At 42.8% G+C, this 16164-nt stretch carries 8 protein-coding genes; 7 read left to right on the top strand and 1 reads right to left on the bottom strand.

From position 1 onward, the window contains the following. From J6I68_RS12305 to J6I68_RS12280, 6 genes are all read left to right on the top strand, one after another. Positions 1-375: PHP domain-containing protein (locus J6I68_RS12305; RefSeq protein WP_292220713.1), on the top strand; the 375-nt coding region annotated here is incomplete at its 5' end. A gap of 27 nt (positions 376-402) precedes the next feature. After that, a complete protein-coding gene (locus J6I68_RS12300) occupies positions 403-2814 on the top strand; it encodes a glycoside hydrolase family 3 protein (RefSeq protein WP_292220712.1) in 2412 nt (803 codons plus the stop codon). A 16-nt stretch (positions 2815-2830) separates the two neighbouring features. Then, positions 2831-5905, top strand: coding sequence for a hypothetical protein (locus tag J6I68_RS12295; RefSeq protein WP_292220711.1), 3075 nt, complete (start codon positions 2831-2833; stop codon positions 5903-5905). Positions 5906-5920: 15 nt separating this feature from the next. Then, a complete protein-coding gene (locus J6I68_RS12290) occupies positions 5921-8071 on the top strand; it encodes an HD-GYP domain-containing protein (protein ID WP_292220710.1) in 2151 nt (716 codons plus the stop codon). A 35-nt stretch (positions 8072-8106) separates the two neighbouring features. After that, positions 8107-12321 (top strand): hybrid sensor histidine kinase/response regulator, encoded by a 4215-nt coding sequence (locus J6I68_RS12285; RefSeq protein ID WP_292220708.1) that lies wholly within the window; start codon positions 8107-8109, stop codon positions 12319-12321. 17 nt (positions 12322-12338) lie between these two features. Next, positions 12339-14744, top strand: coding sequence for an HD-GYP domain-containing protein (locus J6I68_RS12280; protein WP_292220707.1), 2406 nt, complete (start codon positions 12339-12341; stop codon positions 14742-14744). An 85-nt stretch (positions 14745-14829) separates the two neighbouring features. On the opposite strand, the gene J6I68_RS12275 is transcribed toward J6I68_RS12280, so the two are convergent. Beyond that, complete coding sequence (locus J6I68_RS12275) at positions 14830-15675, bottom strand: hypothetical protein (RefSeq protein ID WP_292220706.1); 846 nt, start codon at positions 15673-15675, stop codon at positions 14830-14832. A gap of 243 nt (positions 15676-15918) precedes the next feature. Between J6I68_RS12275 and J6I68_RS12270 the strand changes: the two genes are divergently transcribed. Beyond that, on the top strand, positions 15919-16164 hold a 246-nt coding region (locus J6I68_RS12270; RefSeq protein ID WP_292220705.1), incomplete at its 3' end, for a BlaI/MecI/CopY family transcriptional regulator.

Below are 16164 nucleotides of genomic sequence, written 5' to 3'. Positions count from 1 at the left end.
CATCCCTACAGGGAGAGAGGGTACCTGTCTGAGATCAACATCACTCCGGGAGTAAGTGACGGCGTGGAAGTTTATAATGCTGCCAATCCGGACGAACAGAACGCAAGAGCCTATATGTATGCAAAAAGCCGGGGATTTAAGATGACCGGAGGATCTGATATTCACTATTTTGGCCAGCCTGATATGGGTGGCACAGTCTTTGATCATCCTATAAGTTCTATAGGGGAGTTTGTATCAGCATTTCAGAACGGGGAGGGAGTGCCCGTTTATAAAAAGAATATAACAAATCCAGACATGGACTTTGCAGCCGTAGATGGTAATAATATCCTTACGGAAACCGATAAGAGCCCAAATTTGGAGGTTTTCTGGCACTGAATGAAACTAATTGTTAGGAGGAAACATATGGAAAAGTGGGCAAGACTTAAGTACCAGCCGGGCATTGAACTGTATGAAGATGGACAGCGCGTAACTGGAAGTAAGAAGCATATTGAAATTGCAAAAAAAGCAGCTGACGAATCAATAGTTCTTTTAAAAAATGAGGGAGTACTGCCTCTTTCAAAGGATTGCAAGCTGGCATTATTTGGTAAGGCTAGCTACGAGTACGTTAAAGGCGGCGGAGGATCAGGAGATGTACATTGCAGGTATATCCATTCTCTCTATGATGGCCTCAAGATAAGAGGAACAGAAGTATTTGAACCTCTTATTGATCTTTACAAGGACGAACTTAAAAATCAGTATGATGAGGGAATAGTTCCTGGCATGACAGAAGAAGTTTCTGTGCCAGAAGCTCTTTTTGACCAGGCAGTTGAGTTTACGGATACTGCACTTGTTGTGATAAACAGATTTTCAGGAGAGAGCTGGGATCGCAGCAACATTTCCTGTGATAACGAATTTAATCCTTGGCCCAAGGGCCTTTCCATGACTGAGGTTTCAGGAAGAGTTTTCCCTAAAGGGGATTTTTATATCACTGAAAAAGAAAAGGCGATGATAGAAGGTGTTAAGAAGAGATTTAAAAACGTCATCGCTGTTTTAAATATTGGAGGCGTTATTGACTGCAGGTGGATCGCAGAGGATGACGCTATAAATGCCGCTATCTACATGGGTCAGGGCGGAATGGAAGGAGGTCTTTCCTGCGCAGATGTCCTTCTTGGAAACGTGTGCCCGTCAGGAAGACTTACTGATACCTTCGCAGGTGAACTTTCAAATTATCCTTCCACAGAAGGTTTCCATGACAGCTTTGACTATGTTGACTACAACGAAGATATCTACGTTGGCTACAGATATTTTGAGACTGTAGAGGGCGCTTCTTCAAAGGTTGTGTATCCCTTTGGCTATGGCCGTTCCTACACATCCTTTGAGACTGAAGTTGTGTCATATGGACCTATGTCAGATGGCTTTACCTTTACTGTTAAGGTTACCAATACGGGCAGTGTTCCAGGGAAAGAGGTAGTTCAGCTTTATTTTGGAGCGCCACAGGGACTACTGGGAAAGCCAAAAAAAGTTCTTGCGGATTTTGAAAAGACAAAAGAGCTTATGCCAGGTGAGTCAGTGCTTTTGCCTCTTTCAGTAACTTTCTGTCAGATGTCATCCTTTGACGATCTTGGCAAAGTAAAGGAAGCGTCCTACGTTCTTGAAAAGGGCGTATACGAGTTTTATATAGGATCAGATGTAAGAAGTGCAGAAAAGGTAGAGTTTTCCTATGGCCTTGAAAGCGATGTGGTGGTAAAAGAACTGACTCATAAGCTTAGACCTGTATCTCTTAAAAAGAGAATGCTCTCTGATGGAAGCTACGAAGAGCTTCCGACAGGTCCTGATAAAGATCTTAACGAATGCATATTTGAAAAGATGGAGCCAGGAACAGAGGAAGCACTAACTCCGGTAATAAGGGCAGTTGAGAGTCACTATCTGACACAGCCTTACAAGGAAGGTGCTGTTACATTAGCAGACGTAGCTGATGGTAAGGCTACTTTGGATGAGTTTGTTTCAAATCTTCCAACCGAGAGACTTATCGATATCCTTGGCGGTCAGCCAAACACTGGAGTTGGCAATGTTTTTGGCTTTGGAAATCTTCCTGAATATGGTGTTCCAAACGCTCAGACTGCAGACGGCCCTGCAGGAGTAAGGATAAATCCTGAGACTGGAGTACTTACAACAGCTTTCCCGTGTGCTACATCCATTGCCTGCACCTGGAACAAGGACCTGGCTGAAGAGATCGGTTTTGCAGGAGGAGAAGAACTTAAGGAAAACAACCTCTGCGTATGGCTTACACCTGCCATCAATATTCACAGAAATCCTATGTGCGGAAGAAACTTTGAGTACTATTCAGAGGATCCGTATCTTACTGGTCGTATGGCAGCAGCCATGGTCCGTGGTATCCAGAAAAATAAAGTTGGTGCCAGCGTTAAGCACTTTGCCTGCAACAACAAGGAGACCAACAGAAAACACAGCGACTCAAGAGTATCAGAAAGAGCTCTTCGTGAGATATACCTTAAGGCCTTTGAGATTGTTGTAAGAGAGTCAGATCCTTATACCATCATGTCCTCCTACAACGCAGTTAACGGTGAGAGGACCTCAGAATCCCACGACCTTCTTACAGGTATCCTTAGGGATGAGTGGGGCTTTAAAGGTTTTGTTACCTCTGACTGGTGGAACAGGTCAGAGCAGTACAAGGAGATAAATGCAGGTAATGACCTTAAGATGGGCTGCGGCTTTACAGACAGAGTACTTAAGGCACTTGAGATGGGTGCTATAGACAGAGAGACTATTGAAACAAGCGCAAAGAGAATCCTTGATGTGATTCTGAGATTTGATTAAAACCTGGGAGAATATAATGATAAGACACAATACTAAAACTTTTGATTCTATAAAGGATTATTCAAGGAAGGGCACCTTTTCAAGCTTTCTTCCTGGAATTGCCGGCATAAAGGGAATTCCCATCTGGTGCTACTATGTAAACCGAGGCCAGGCAGTAACAAGCTTTGGAGTAGCTGATAAGGATCACGGCATTATGGAGTTTTCACCTGCCCACAATTCTTACCAGATGGTAAAAAGAACAGGATTTCGGACCTTTATCAAGGCAGATGACAGCTTTTTTGAACCCTTCTACACAGACAACGCTTCTGAAGAGATGACCATCTATATGAATGGCTTTTCAATAAGCGACAGCAGTAGTGATGCAGGTATCACCACACACGTAGATTACACAACACTTCCAGGAGAAGAGATCGGAGCTCTTCTTCGCGTTGTGACCATTAAAAATGGTTCAGACAAGAAAAAGACCTTTGAAGTTCTTGACGGAATGCCAGCCCTTGTACCATACGGAGTTGAGCAGTTCGGACTTAAGATGATGACTCAGACCACCAAGGCCTGGATGCAAGTTGAGGATGTTGATAAAAAGGTTCCTTACTACAGGGTTCGCGTCAGCATGGAAGATTCAGCTGTTATTCAGAAAGTTGATGGAGGAAACTTTGGCTTTGCAGTTTCAGAAGGCACCAAGAAGCTTTCAGTAATCGCAGATCCAAGGCTGGTGTTCTCCTATGATCTTTCTTTTAACAGACCAGAGGGCTTTATAGCATCTTCAATTGATGAGCTTTTAAAGACTGAGCAGAATCTTTCAAATGAGTTCCCGTGCTGCTTTTTTGCTATCAAAAAAGAACTGGCACCTTCTGAGGAGCTTACTATCTATGAGATCATAGGACAGGTTCGAAATAAGGAAGTGCTAGAAAAGTTCCTTAAAAAGAACATTGATGGAGCATACTTTAAAAAGAAATTTGAAGAGGCAGATGCTCTTACAGATAAGCTTACAGACGTGGTTGCAACAGATACAGATAGCAGTGTATTTGACGCATATACAAGAGTTAATTACATGGACAACGTCCTAAGGGGAGGAAGCCCAATTGACCTTGCCGGGCACATTTTCTATGTGTACTCGAGAAAGCACGGAGATCTGGAAAGAGACTACAACTACTTCTCCATGTCTCCTGAATACTATTCGCAGGGAAATGGTAACTTCAGAGATGTAAACCAGAACAGGAGGTGCGACACCTTCTTTAGCGCAAGCAGTAAGGTTGGACTTAGGAACATAGAGCAGTTTTATTCTCTTATCCAGCTTGATGGTTACAACCCCTTAAAGATCGAGCAGCTTCGCTACACAGTTTCAGTCAGCTCCCTCAAAGGGATAGATCTTAAGCAGCCCTTTACACCGGGCGAACTTTATGCAGCCCTTACAGATAACGGATGTGAAAGCTCTTTTGAAGATATTATGAAAAGCGCTTTGGAGACTGGAGGCGCTGAGTTTGGGGAAGGCTACTGGAGTGACCACTGGTCCTACAACCTTGATCTTATTGAGGACTATCTTGAAGTATTTCCTGACAAGGAAAAAGAGCTTTTGTTAGGCACTGATGTAAAGGCTTTTGACTGTAAAAAGAAGGTTCTTCATAGAGATGAAAGATATGTAAAGACGGAAAACGGAATCAGGCAGTATAACTTCATTGCTGATAGAGATACTGAAAAAGAAGGCTCTTTTGCTAAGTTCAAAAACGGAAAAACAGTTGAAATGTCTATGCTGGCCAAGATGCTTCTTCTGTCAGCTGTTAAGTTTAGTAGTCTCGATGTGTGCGGAATGGGAATTGAGATGGATGGCGGAAAGCCTGGATGGTATGACGCACTTAATGGAATGCCAGCGCTTCTTGGCTCATCAATGAATGACACCTATGAGCTTCTTAGGATGATAGAGTATGTTCTTGGTAAAGTCGAGGAGTATGGCGAAAACATAGAGGTCCCTACGGAAGCAGCAGACTTTATCGATACTCTTTATAAGATCGAGAGCTCTTTTGACCTTGAAAATAGCAGTAGTGAAAATGACTTCTCCAATTGGAACAAGAGAAACAAGGCAAGGGAAGATTACAGAGATAAGGTTTATGAAAACCTTGATGGCAGCTATAAAACTGTATCCGCAGACTATGCAAAAAAGGTTCTTGAATGCTTCGCAAAGAGGATAAACAGGGGCGTTGACAGAGCAGTGGAGATAGGTCAGGGAATAAGCCCGTCCTACTTTACTTACGATGTAGACAGCTTCGAAGAAAAGGATGGCAAGATAATTCCTCTTTCAATGAAGCTTTCAAGGGTTCCTGATTTCCTTGAAGGACCAGTTAGATTCCTTAAACTGGATAGAAGCCTTGAGGAAAAGAAAGCTCTTTATAAAAAGGTCAGAGAAAGCGATCTGTTCGATAAGGACCTTAACATGTACAAGGTTAACGCATCCCTCCTTGATGCAAGCTTTGAGCTTGGAAGGTGCAGAGCCTTCACTCCCGGATGGCTTGAAAATGAGTCCATCTGGATGCACATGGAGTACAAGTACCTGCTTGAACTTTTAAGAAGCGGACTCTATCCCGAGTTCTTTGAGGACTTTGGAAAAATGGCAGTACCATTCCTTGACAAGGATGTCTATGGAAGAAGTACCCTTGAAAACTCATCTTTTATTGCCAGCAGCAAAAACCCTGATAAGAGCATAAGAGGCAAGGGCTTTGTTGCAAGGCTCTCTGGCTCAACAATTGAGTTTATCAGTATGTGGAAGCTCATGTTCTTTGGAAAGAGAGTTTTCAGGCTTTCTGGTGGAGAGTTGTCATTTGGTGTAGAACCGGCTATTCCGTCTTATCTTTTAAAAGAAGCTGGCGGAAAGTACATGGTTTCATCAACACTTCTTGGAAAGACAAGAGTAATCTACGAGATGAGCGATAAGAGGGATTATTATCCTGGTAACTATGAAGTTACAGAATATACCTTAAAGTTTGCCGATGGAAAAGAGGTAACAGAACAAGGAGCTGTACTTGGTAAGAACATGGCTCTTTCCATCAGGGAAGGTAAGGTTAGTGAGATCAAGGCTGTGCTTAAAAGCATCAGCTAAAAGGAGATGAACAAAGTGAATCAGAAGCATCTGCCAAGAGTAAGAATGTTTAGCTTAAGATTTATAGTTGCCAGTGTGCTATGTATAGTGCTTAATGCGACGCTGTGCTATTTCACAACCACAAGTGGTCTTCCGTTTTACTTTGACACCATAGGTACTATACTTATGGCTTTTGTCATGGGACCACTTCCGGCAATCGTAGTGGCTGTTGCAACCAGTCTTATATGTAGTTTTTATTCTGCAGATGCGATTTACTTTGCACTTCTTGGCGTATTTGTAGCTATAAGGTCAGCATCCTATATCCAGAATGAAAAGAGCAGGCCTATCCACCTTATATGCCTTATTGGAGATCTTGCGCTTATTTCGGGTGTTGTAGGAACCATATTCCAGTGGCTCTTACTTGGGCAGCCAATGCTTTCATATGTAAGTGAAAATGCAAGGCTTTTATCCGGAGATAATGAAAAGCTCTTTTTTCTTAGCTCCATGCTGATAGTTATGGCTCTTAACATAGTGGATAAGGGCGTCTCTGTGATCGTTGCGCTTGCCATTTATATGATCATGCCAGAGGTGGTAAGAAAGCACCTGTGGAATAGCAAATGGAGACAAAAGGCTCTTACAAAGGAGGACATAAAGGCCATCAGGTTGAATGCAAAAAAGAGGGCCGGTTCTCTTCGCGTTAAGGTAACGCTGCTGCTTGTATCTTTAGTTGTTGTGCTTACTTTTATCCTTGGATTAGTCAGTGCCAGGATCAACTATCAGTCAATTAAATCTGATGGCAAGGAAATGGTTGCGGATGTGGCCAGGTATGCGGCGTCGTTTTTTAACACTAATGACTTTGAGAAATTCTTAGAAGACGGCAGCAAGATTTCCGAATACAGTAACATCAAGTACATGCAGTACAACACGCAGCTGCTTTCCTTTAAACAGATCTTTTCCGAGGTGGAATATCTATACGTTTACCAGATAAGAGAAGATGGGTGCTATACATTATTTGACACTGATAAAGAGACACAAAAAACGGGCTATGTTGGAGACAAGATTGATTTTGATGAAACGTATCTTCCTCTGGTTCCGGATCTTCTTTTAGGCAAAAAGATACCTGTACAGGAAGTGGACAGCAGATTTGGGATCTTTATAACTGCTTATGAGCCAATTACTGATCCTGATGGAAATCCTACAAACTACTACGTCGGAGCAGATATTGCCATTGAAAATTACGATCAGTATATAAGGAGATATATTTTAAGGCTTGGTCTTGCTTTTTCAGGATTCTTTGCCATGATCCTGGCATATGGTATTTACACCAGTGCATATCATCTGGTGTATCCAATGAGCTGCCTTGAGAGAAGTATTGATGACATTATTAAAAATATGGATGATCAGGACAAGCTCGATGACAGTGTAAGAAATCTTGAAAGCCTTGATATCAGAACAGGTGATGAGGTGGAGACCCTATACAGAGCTTCCTGTGAAATGGCCAATCAGTCAGCTGAGCAGATAAGGAGCATAAGGCTTCTTGCAAGGAGCAATGAAAAGATGCAGACAGGTCTTATCATGACCATGGCTGATATCTTTGAAAACCAGGAGATAGATTCAAGGGCGCATATCCAAAAGACAGCAGAGTATGTAAGGATAATACTTGAAGGACTTAGAAAAAAAGGGTATTACACAGAAAAACTAACGGACAAGTTTATTAATGATGTAGAGATATCTGCGCCGCTTTATGACATAGGTAAGGTTAAAATACCTTCTTCAATTCTTAATAAGCCAGGAGAGCTTACTGATGAAGAAGAAAAGATCATGGAAACCCATACTACGGAAGGCAAAAAGATCCTTGAAAACGCCATCTCAACAGTTGAAGGTGAAAACTATCTGAAGGAAGCCAGAAACATGGCGGCCTATCACCATGAAAACTGGGATGGAACAGGATATCCACTTGGACTTCACGGTGAGGTAATACCTCTTTCAGCCCGTATCATGGCTATAGCAGATATATTTGATGAACTTACTTCGGCCAGGGTTTACAGAAATGCTGAAACAGCTGCCGAAGCTCTGGAAGAACTAAAAAAAGGTGCAGGCACCAGATTTGATCCAAAATGCGTAGAGGTCTTCGAAGACTCTTTTGCAGAGGTCAAGAGTGTTCTCAGAAAATATCCGGGCAGTTAAGAGAAGTAATAGTCTTTTTGCGGAGGGGGCAGTATATGTCTGACGTAAGCAGGATAAAAGGATATATTTTGGCAGCGGCTGTGGGCGGTATTTTGGCACTGAGGTCCATAACTGCCTATGCCAGTGAAGATACAGGCAGCAGTATAGGAGGCGGCTTTGCAGCAACAGGTCAGATAGAAGATTTGGGCTATATGGCTGTTCTTTATGATGCGGATAATGGTCTTCCAACCTCTGAGGCCAACTGCGTCCTTGGTGCTTCAGATGGCTATTTGTGGATAGGGGGATACTCTGGCATTTTTAAATATGACGGTGTAACGTTCGAAAGAATGTCCTCTCTTGACGGACTTACTAATGGCAGGAGTATTTTTGAAGACAGCAAGGGAAGAATATGGGTGGGAACCAATGACAATGGAGTTGTGGTCATAGATGGTGAAAACTACATCCATTATTCAAAAAAAGATGGTCTTTCTTCTTCCTCCATAAGAAGTTTTATCGAGGACAACAGCGGCAATATCTACATAGGCTCCACAGCAGGTGTATCCTACGTTGACAGTGATATGAACCTGCATCTTGTGGATGACGAAAGGATAAACAACGAGAGGATACTTTGGCTTGTCTCTGACGTTTCTGGCAATATCTATGGTCAGACCAAGTCGGGAGCTGTGTTCAGGCTCGTCTATGGAAAGGTCACAAACTTTTTTACTAGCAGTGACCTTGGGATCGAACAGATAACAACTATCCTTGCTGATCCTGATAGAAGTGGAAAAATGTACTTTGGCACAGATACAGGGTACATTTACTATGGCACTTTTGGTGATACAGCAGAAGAGCTCAAATGGATAAATGCCAGCTCAGTCAAGAGCATCCACTGGATGAGCTATGACTGCGACCGCATCTGGATATCCTCTGAAAACAGCATTGGGTATCTTGATGAGACCGGCAGGTTTAAGATCATTGAAAACCTGCCAATGAAGGATTCAATAGAAATGATGACTTCCGATTATCAGGGCAACATGTGGTTTGCTTCTTCAAGACAGGGCATCATGAAGATCGTTTCAAACAGCTTCCAGGATTTCTCTGGAAAAGCAAGCCTTCCAGCGGATGTTGTAAATGCCACCTGCATGCATAAAGGGGATCTTTATGCTGGAACAGATAATGGCTTATGGATAATCGGTGATGGACATAATGCAGTTTTTAACAAGCTGACAGCCTATATTGGCAATGACAGGGTCAGGGACATATTAGAAGATGATGAGGGAAATCTCTGGATCGGAGTTTTCCAGGGAGAGCATGCCCTCGTAAGATATGAACCTGATGGTAACATGACTAATTTTTCAACAAGCAATGGGCTGCCAGGCAACGATATAAGATGCATTACCAAGACAGCCGATGGCAGGATACTTGTGGGAACTAACGACGGCGTGGCAGTTTTAAAGGACGGCCAAGTGGTTTCAAGCTATGGCTCCAAAGAGGGACTTAAAAATACTGTGATCCTTACAGTATGTGAAGGCCCTTCAGGATGCATCTATGCCGGTACTGACGGCGATGGACTTTATGTGATAGAGAAAAATGGAATTACCAGAATGGATAACAGCTTTACCAGTGACGTTATCATGAGGGTTAAGTGGGACAGGCAAAGAGAGGTTTACTGGGTCATCACCTCCAATTCCATTGAGTACATGAAGGAGGGAGTTGTAACCAATATCACAACGTTCCCCTACAACAACGTGTTTGATATTTTCTTCGACGAGGGGGATTACTGCTGGATCACGTCATCCCAGGGTATATACAGAGCAAAAGGTGAAGAACTTCTAAATGACAATGTATCTGACTACAGGCTGTATAACAAGGCCAATGGACTTACCAGCGTACCTTTTGCCAATGGAAGATGCTTCTTCGACGGAGGCGATGATCTTTATATAGCAGGTGGCACAGGAGTTTCACTTCTTAACGTTGCAAGCTGCAGGGACGAGACAGCTTCTGCCAAGGCTGTAGTTAAGGAGATACTTCTTGACGGTGAAAAGATACTTCCTGATGAAAACGGAGGTTACACCATCCCTGCTGGAAATGGACGTATCAGGATATCCACAGCAATACTTGACTACACCATGACCAATCCTACTGTCCATGTGTATTTGGAGGGAGGTAAAGATGAGGGCGTAACGGCTCCGCAAAACAAGCTCCCCTACATTGAGTATACCGGGCTTAATTATGGCAACTATGTTCTTCATGTTCAGACATTAAACAGCGGCAATGGCAACGTGCTGTCTGACACCACATTTAACATCAAAAAGGAACCACATTTTTATGAGCTTACTCTTATAAGGGTACTGTTCATCGCACTTATTGCTGCGATCGTTGGTATTGTGGTTTGGCGTGTCATGTCAGGAACTGTCATCAGAAAGCAGTATATAGAGATTCAGGAAGCTAAGGAAGAAGCTGAGAGGGCCAACATGGCCAAGTCAAGGTTCCTTGCCAATATGTCCCATGAGATCAGGACTCCTATCAATACCATTCTTGGAATGGATGAGATGATCCTGAGAGAAGATGGCAAAAATGTCCCGGATGGGTACTACCTTTCTGTTATGGGCTATGCTCTTGATATCAAGGGAGCTACAGAGTCACTACTTAGTCTTATAAATGACCTTCTTGATATATCCAAGATCGAGTCTGGCAAGATGCATCTTGTAGAGCAGGAGTACGATGTTGAGGCGGTCTTCAGGGCAGTCATCAAGATGATAAGAGTTCGTGCAGAATCCAAGAAACTTTACTTTGATGTGGATATTGATGAGACAACCCCAAAGCGCCTTTACGGCGATGATGGAAAGATCAAACAGATCGTGCTTAACCTTTTGACCAACGCTGTAAAGTACACAGACGAGGGCGGATTTACCCTAAAGGTTACCACCACAGAGAGAAATGATCTTTCTTGCAGGCTGCGCATTTCTGTAAAGGATACAGGCATTGGAGTTAAAAAGGAAGACCTTGATAAGCTCTTTTCCGCCTATGAAAGACTTGATGAGGAAAAGAACAGCGGCATTCAGGGAACAGGTCTTGGACTTGATATTTCAAGGCAGTTTGCGGAGCTTATGAATGGCAAGCTCTGGTGCGAAAGTGAGTATGGCGAGGGAAGTGAGTTTATTCTCACCATCACTCAGAAGATAATAGATGAGCAGGGAATAGGTGTATTCCATGAGGATGAGGATGCGGGAGCAACAGGACCTTATGTTCCTAAGTTTATTGCGCCGGATGCAGACATCCTGGTGGTAGATGACAATCCTATGAATCTTGCCGTTATCAAAGGTCTTTTAAAGCCAACAAAGATGTTTATCACTACTGCAGGAAGTGGAGAGGAGTGTCTTGAAAAGCTTAAATCGACTACCTTTAACGTGGTCCTTCTTGATCACATGATGCCAGGAATGGATGGTATTGAGACTCTGCAGCAGATAAGGAAAAAGTATCCTGATCTTCCTGTATATGCCCTTACAGCCAATGGAACAGCAGGTGAGGACTTCTATAAATCCAAGGGCTTTAATGGTTATCTGTCTAAGCCTATCGACACAGTGCAGGTTGAAAAGGCCATCATGCAGCATCTTCCGGAAAACATCATGATGAAGGCAGAGGAAGTGGAAGATACAGATACTTCTAATAATGAGATCAGTGATGGCCTGTCATGGCTTCTTGAGACTGAGGGAATTTCAGTAACTGACGGCATCAAGAACTGTGGCGGAGCAGATGAGTTTGTATCATCCCTTACGATGTTTGCGCAGACTATTGAGGACAATGCCAAAGTTATTGAAGGGGCATATAACGACGGCGATGTAAGACTTTATACTGTAAAGGTTCATGCCCTTAAGAGCTCCGCAAGGATAATAGGAGCCAGCGCTCTGTCTGAGCTTTGCCAGAAGCTTGAGGATGCAGGAAATAATGAAGACCTTGAGTTTATTGAGGCCAACACGGACAAGCTCTTATCTGACTTTAGAGCTTATGAGCCAAGACTTCAGAGACTTATAGATGAAGAGGATAAGCAGAATGATGATCTTCCGGAAATACCGGAGGAAGATCTTAAGGAGGCCTTCGAGGCTCTTTGCGAACAGGTTTCACAGATGGACTATGACGGTACACTTATGGTCATATCCCAGCTTAAAGAGTATAAGCTGCCTAAGGACTATGCTTCTAAGATAAAAGACCTTGATAAGGCCCTTAAGGTATTTAACTGGGATGAGATGGACAAGATACTTGGACTATAAGCTGAGAGGATAAATATATGTTTGAATTTCTTCGAATACATCAGGTGGATATAATGCTGGGGCTTGTGAGCATTTGCCTGATCATAGCAGTGTTCACAGCAGTAAATACCATCATGTCAAAACGCCGCAAGATCATCATGTTCATGATGCAGCTTGGCGCTGTCATATGGCTTGAGGCGGACAGGGTTGCTTATATGTTCCATGGGATACCTGGCAGGGAAGGATATATTGCAGTAAGAGTCAGTAACTGTCTGGTCTTTTTGATGACTGTATTTGTGCTTTTTACCATAAGCCTTTATCTTCAGGATGTACTTAAAAATGAAGGCGGTATCAAAAAGGTTCCGCTTGCACTTAATATAGCTGACGCACTGGCTGTTCTGGCGATGCTCCTGGTGCTTATATCTCAGTTCACAGGGCTTTACTATACCTTTGATGAAAACAATAATTATCAGAGATCTGACCTGTACTTTATAAGCTATATCTTTCCGTATCTGATACTGATAATACAGATGTCTATCCTGGTTTATTACAGGAAAAAGATTCGTGGCAGGATCGCCATGTCTATCTTTTTGTTTGTATCAGTATGTCTTGTAGCATCTATGATTCAGTTTTTTGCATACGGAGTTTCTCTTGTAGATATGGCAGCAGTTACCATGGTTGTGGCTGTATATACCCTTGCTCTGGTTGAGATGAACGAAAAGGCGAATCTTGCCAACAGGCTTAGGTATGAGAACCTTAAGGATGAACATGACAGTATGAAAAAACTCTTTGAGCAGACTGCCATTGCTCTTGCCACAGCTATAGATCAGGGAGATAACTACGGCCAGGGACATTCTGTAAGAGTTGCAGACTATTCCAGAGAAATAGCAAGACTTTCAGGAATGGATGAGAAGGACTGCGATGAAGTTTTCTTTGCGGCGCTTCTTCATGACGTTGGAAAGATCGGTGTTGCGGACACTATTGTTCAAAAGGATTCTGAGCTGTCGTCTGAAGAGTATGATGAGTACAAAAAGCATACCATCATTGGCGGTGAGATCTTATCTAATATAAACGACTTCCCGTTCCTTAGCCTTGGTGCCAAGTACCATCATGAACGCTTTGATGGAAAAGGATATCCGGAGGGACTTTTGGGAGAAAATATTCCTAAGATAGCAAGGATCATAGCTGTTGCCGATGCCTATGATTCAATGACCTCAAGAAGACATCACAGGGACCCTCTCCCTCAGAGTACAGTAAGAGAGGAGATTGTCAAGGAAGAAGGAGCTCAGTTTGACCCGGGATATGCAGAGATCATGATAGATATGATAGATCATGACACTGAATATATGATGAGGGAAAAAGAGTTCCTGACCGATACCCGCAATGACAATAACATTGTTGAAGTTAAGCAGATGCACTTCAACGAGTACAAAGAGGTCATTACAGAGGGAATCCAGGTTACTGAAAATATCACCAGGATCCACTTCGATTACCAGTCTGAGATGGGATTTGATGAAAAGAAATCCATTCCTGCCATTATTTTATTTGATGCCCATGATGGCTGTGTCCATACTGACGACAGCGGCATAAGGCTCCTTAAGTACCTTGAATATGGTGAGATATGGCTTGATGGTAATTACATCTCTACCGCAGCAAGAAACATGAAAGTAGATGTAACGCCTGTGGCAGCAGGAGTGCCTCTTGAAAAGAAGAGCGTGGTGCATGTGGATATGGAGATGGCTAAGTTTAAAGATCATGTGAAGCTTAGCATTGTAACCGATACCTACAAGGTTGACGTTATCGCAGCACTTGCAGATTCTATCAGGTTCTGCTACGTGGCATTTACTGGGGAACACTGTTCCATCATGAATGTAGAGATAGAGGAAAACTGCGGTGAAGTTTTGGAAGGTGATATTCCAAGAATAGCAGATGAAGTAAGCTTTATTAACAAAATTGAAGGTGACATTCCTAACCTTCAGATTGAAGGCTACAGAAAGGCGTACACACAGCCAGTTGAGGTGGTTGATGGTATGATCTTAAGGTTTCGCACCAAGAGCCTTCCTACAGCCCATCTTATCTGGCATTGCCCATTTATGCTTCTGTTTTCATCAGACGATGGAATGCCTGGTGGCAAGAACTATCATGAGCATGGCTGTATACGTCTTGACGGTGAGAACGCCACCAACAACGACCTTGCCATAAACGAAGTACACGCCCAGCGCGGCGAAACCTTTAACGGATGGGATGGCTGGAAAAAAGACAATCTTAAAGGCTATGAATGCGAGTTAAAGATTGGAAGGAGACGAAACCGTATCACCATGGAGACTGAAAATGCCGGGATCCATCTAAAGAGTACCACTACAATACCGCAAGGGTATGACAGTGTGTATCTTTCGCTTACCGGCGATCAGTGCGCACTTACTGATATCAGGATATCGTATTAGAACATATACAGGAAACTGGGGATCATGGATCATTATGCTGCCTTAGTTTCCTGTATTCTTTTGGGGAGCTATAACAAATAACTGATCACCAGTCGGAATCCCAGTCTGTTCCACCTGAATCCCAGCTGTCATCTGAACTCCAGTCATAATCGGAGTCTGAATCGCTGGAGGAGTGATACTGATCATAATATGATGAATCATCCCAGTCTCCTACATAGTAGGAACTGTCCCAGTCCTTGGAGAGATAGTACTCGTCGTAGTTTCGCTCTATCTCGGCGGCTATCTCTTTGGGACCTTGATAATCACCGATCATTGACCAGTCGTTATCATCCCAATAGAACCAGTCATCCTGGCAGTTATACAGGATTGTATCGCCATACTGGTAATAGCCGTTGTGCCTGTTTTTTATTGGGATGATGACAATGGAAAAGACCAGGGCACCTACAAAGGCAATTATCCAAAAGTAGAAAGAAAACCTTGCAAGGAAGTAGCTAAGCCCCGATCGTTTTCTGCCTCCGCCGCCTGCGGATCTTGTGCCGTTTCCGCCTGATCTTTTTTCTTCGTTTAAGTGCTTTTGATGTACGATCTCATCCTTGAGCCTCTGATACAGTTCATTAACAGCGTACTGCTCGTCTTTACCCTGATATCTTACAGCACGGCTTCCGTCAGCCTTGTTCTTGTAAACGATGAAATCTCCAGTAGCCTCATCTTTATAGATTCCAAATGCCTTGGGCTGTTTATAATCTACTCCTATAAAGAACCTTGTAACTTCAGGTGCAGGAAGATTTCTTTTCTTGTACCAGTCCTTGAGCTCTTCAATAGTCTTGGGCTTGCCTGTATTTTGATGAGAGGGGTTAGGAGCGCCGCAATTCGGGCATTTCTCTAAAGTGTCCTCATATGTATTTCCACAATAATCACATTGTATTTTCATAAATATTAAAATAGTAGCTTTAAATGTATATGTCAATGACGTTACAACAAATGCAAAAAAAACGATAACAGCTATTAACTATTAACAAATGTTATCCGATAAATGGTATGTAAGGTAAATATACGTTTTTTTAGTTAAAGTATTAAAAGTTTATTAATTTGCGTTTATGATTAATGTTTGTTATTTCATGTGTTATCCTATAATTAAGAAAAGTCAGTTCATTGTACATGCGGGAGGAACACTATGCCAAGAGAAGAGATGCTTCCAAGCGAAAGTGAATGGATGATAATGGAGGTACTGTGGAGATGCGGACATGACCTTACATCAGCTGAGATAACAGATAGGCTTCCCAAGTCTTCCAAGATGACGCAGCGAATGGTAAGAGTTCTGATAAACAGACTTTGCAAAAAGGGAATGCTTACATATACTGTGGATCCTGATGACAGCAGAGTTTATCACTATACAGCTTTAAGGGGCAGGGAAGAATGT

Source organism: Butyrivibrio sp. (assembly GCF_017940685.1).
Lineage (GTDB): Bacteria > Bacillota > Clostridia > Lachnospirales > Lachnospiraceae > Butyrivibrio.
The sequence above is the reverse complement of the archived record's forward strand: the minus strand, read 5'-3'. Positions and strand labels throughout refer to the sequence as shown.

Coding starts and splice junctions, on each gene's coding strand:
- J6I68_RS12295 (WP_292220711.1), top strand. CDS start 2,831: ATGATAAGACACAATACTAAAACTTTTGATTCTATAAAGGATTATTCA.
- J6I68_RS12300 (WP_292220712.1), top strand. CDS start 403: ATGGAAAAGTGGGCAAGACTTAAGTACCAGCCGGGCATTGAACTGTAT.
- J6I68_RS12275 (WP_292220706.1), bottom strand. CDS start 15,675: ATGAAAATACAATGTGATTATTGTGGAAATACATATGAGGACACTTTA.
- J6I68_RS12285 (WP_292220708.1), top strand. CDS start 8,107: ATGTCTGACGTAAGCAGGATAAAAGGATATATTTTGGCAGCGGCTGTG.
- J6I68_RS12280 (WP_292220707.1), top strand. CDS start 12,339: ATGTTTGAATTTCTTCGAATACATCAGGTGGATATAATGCTGGGGCTT.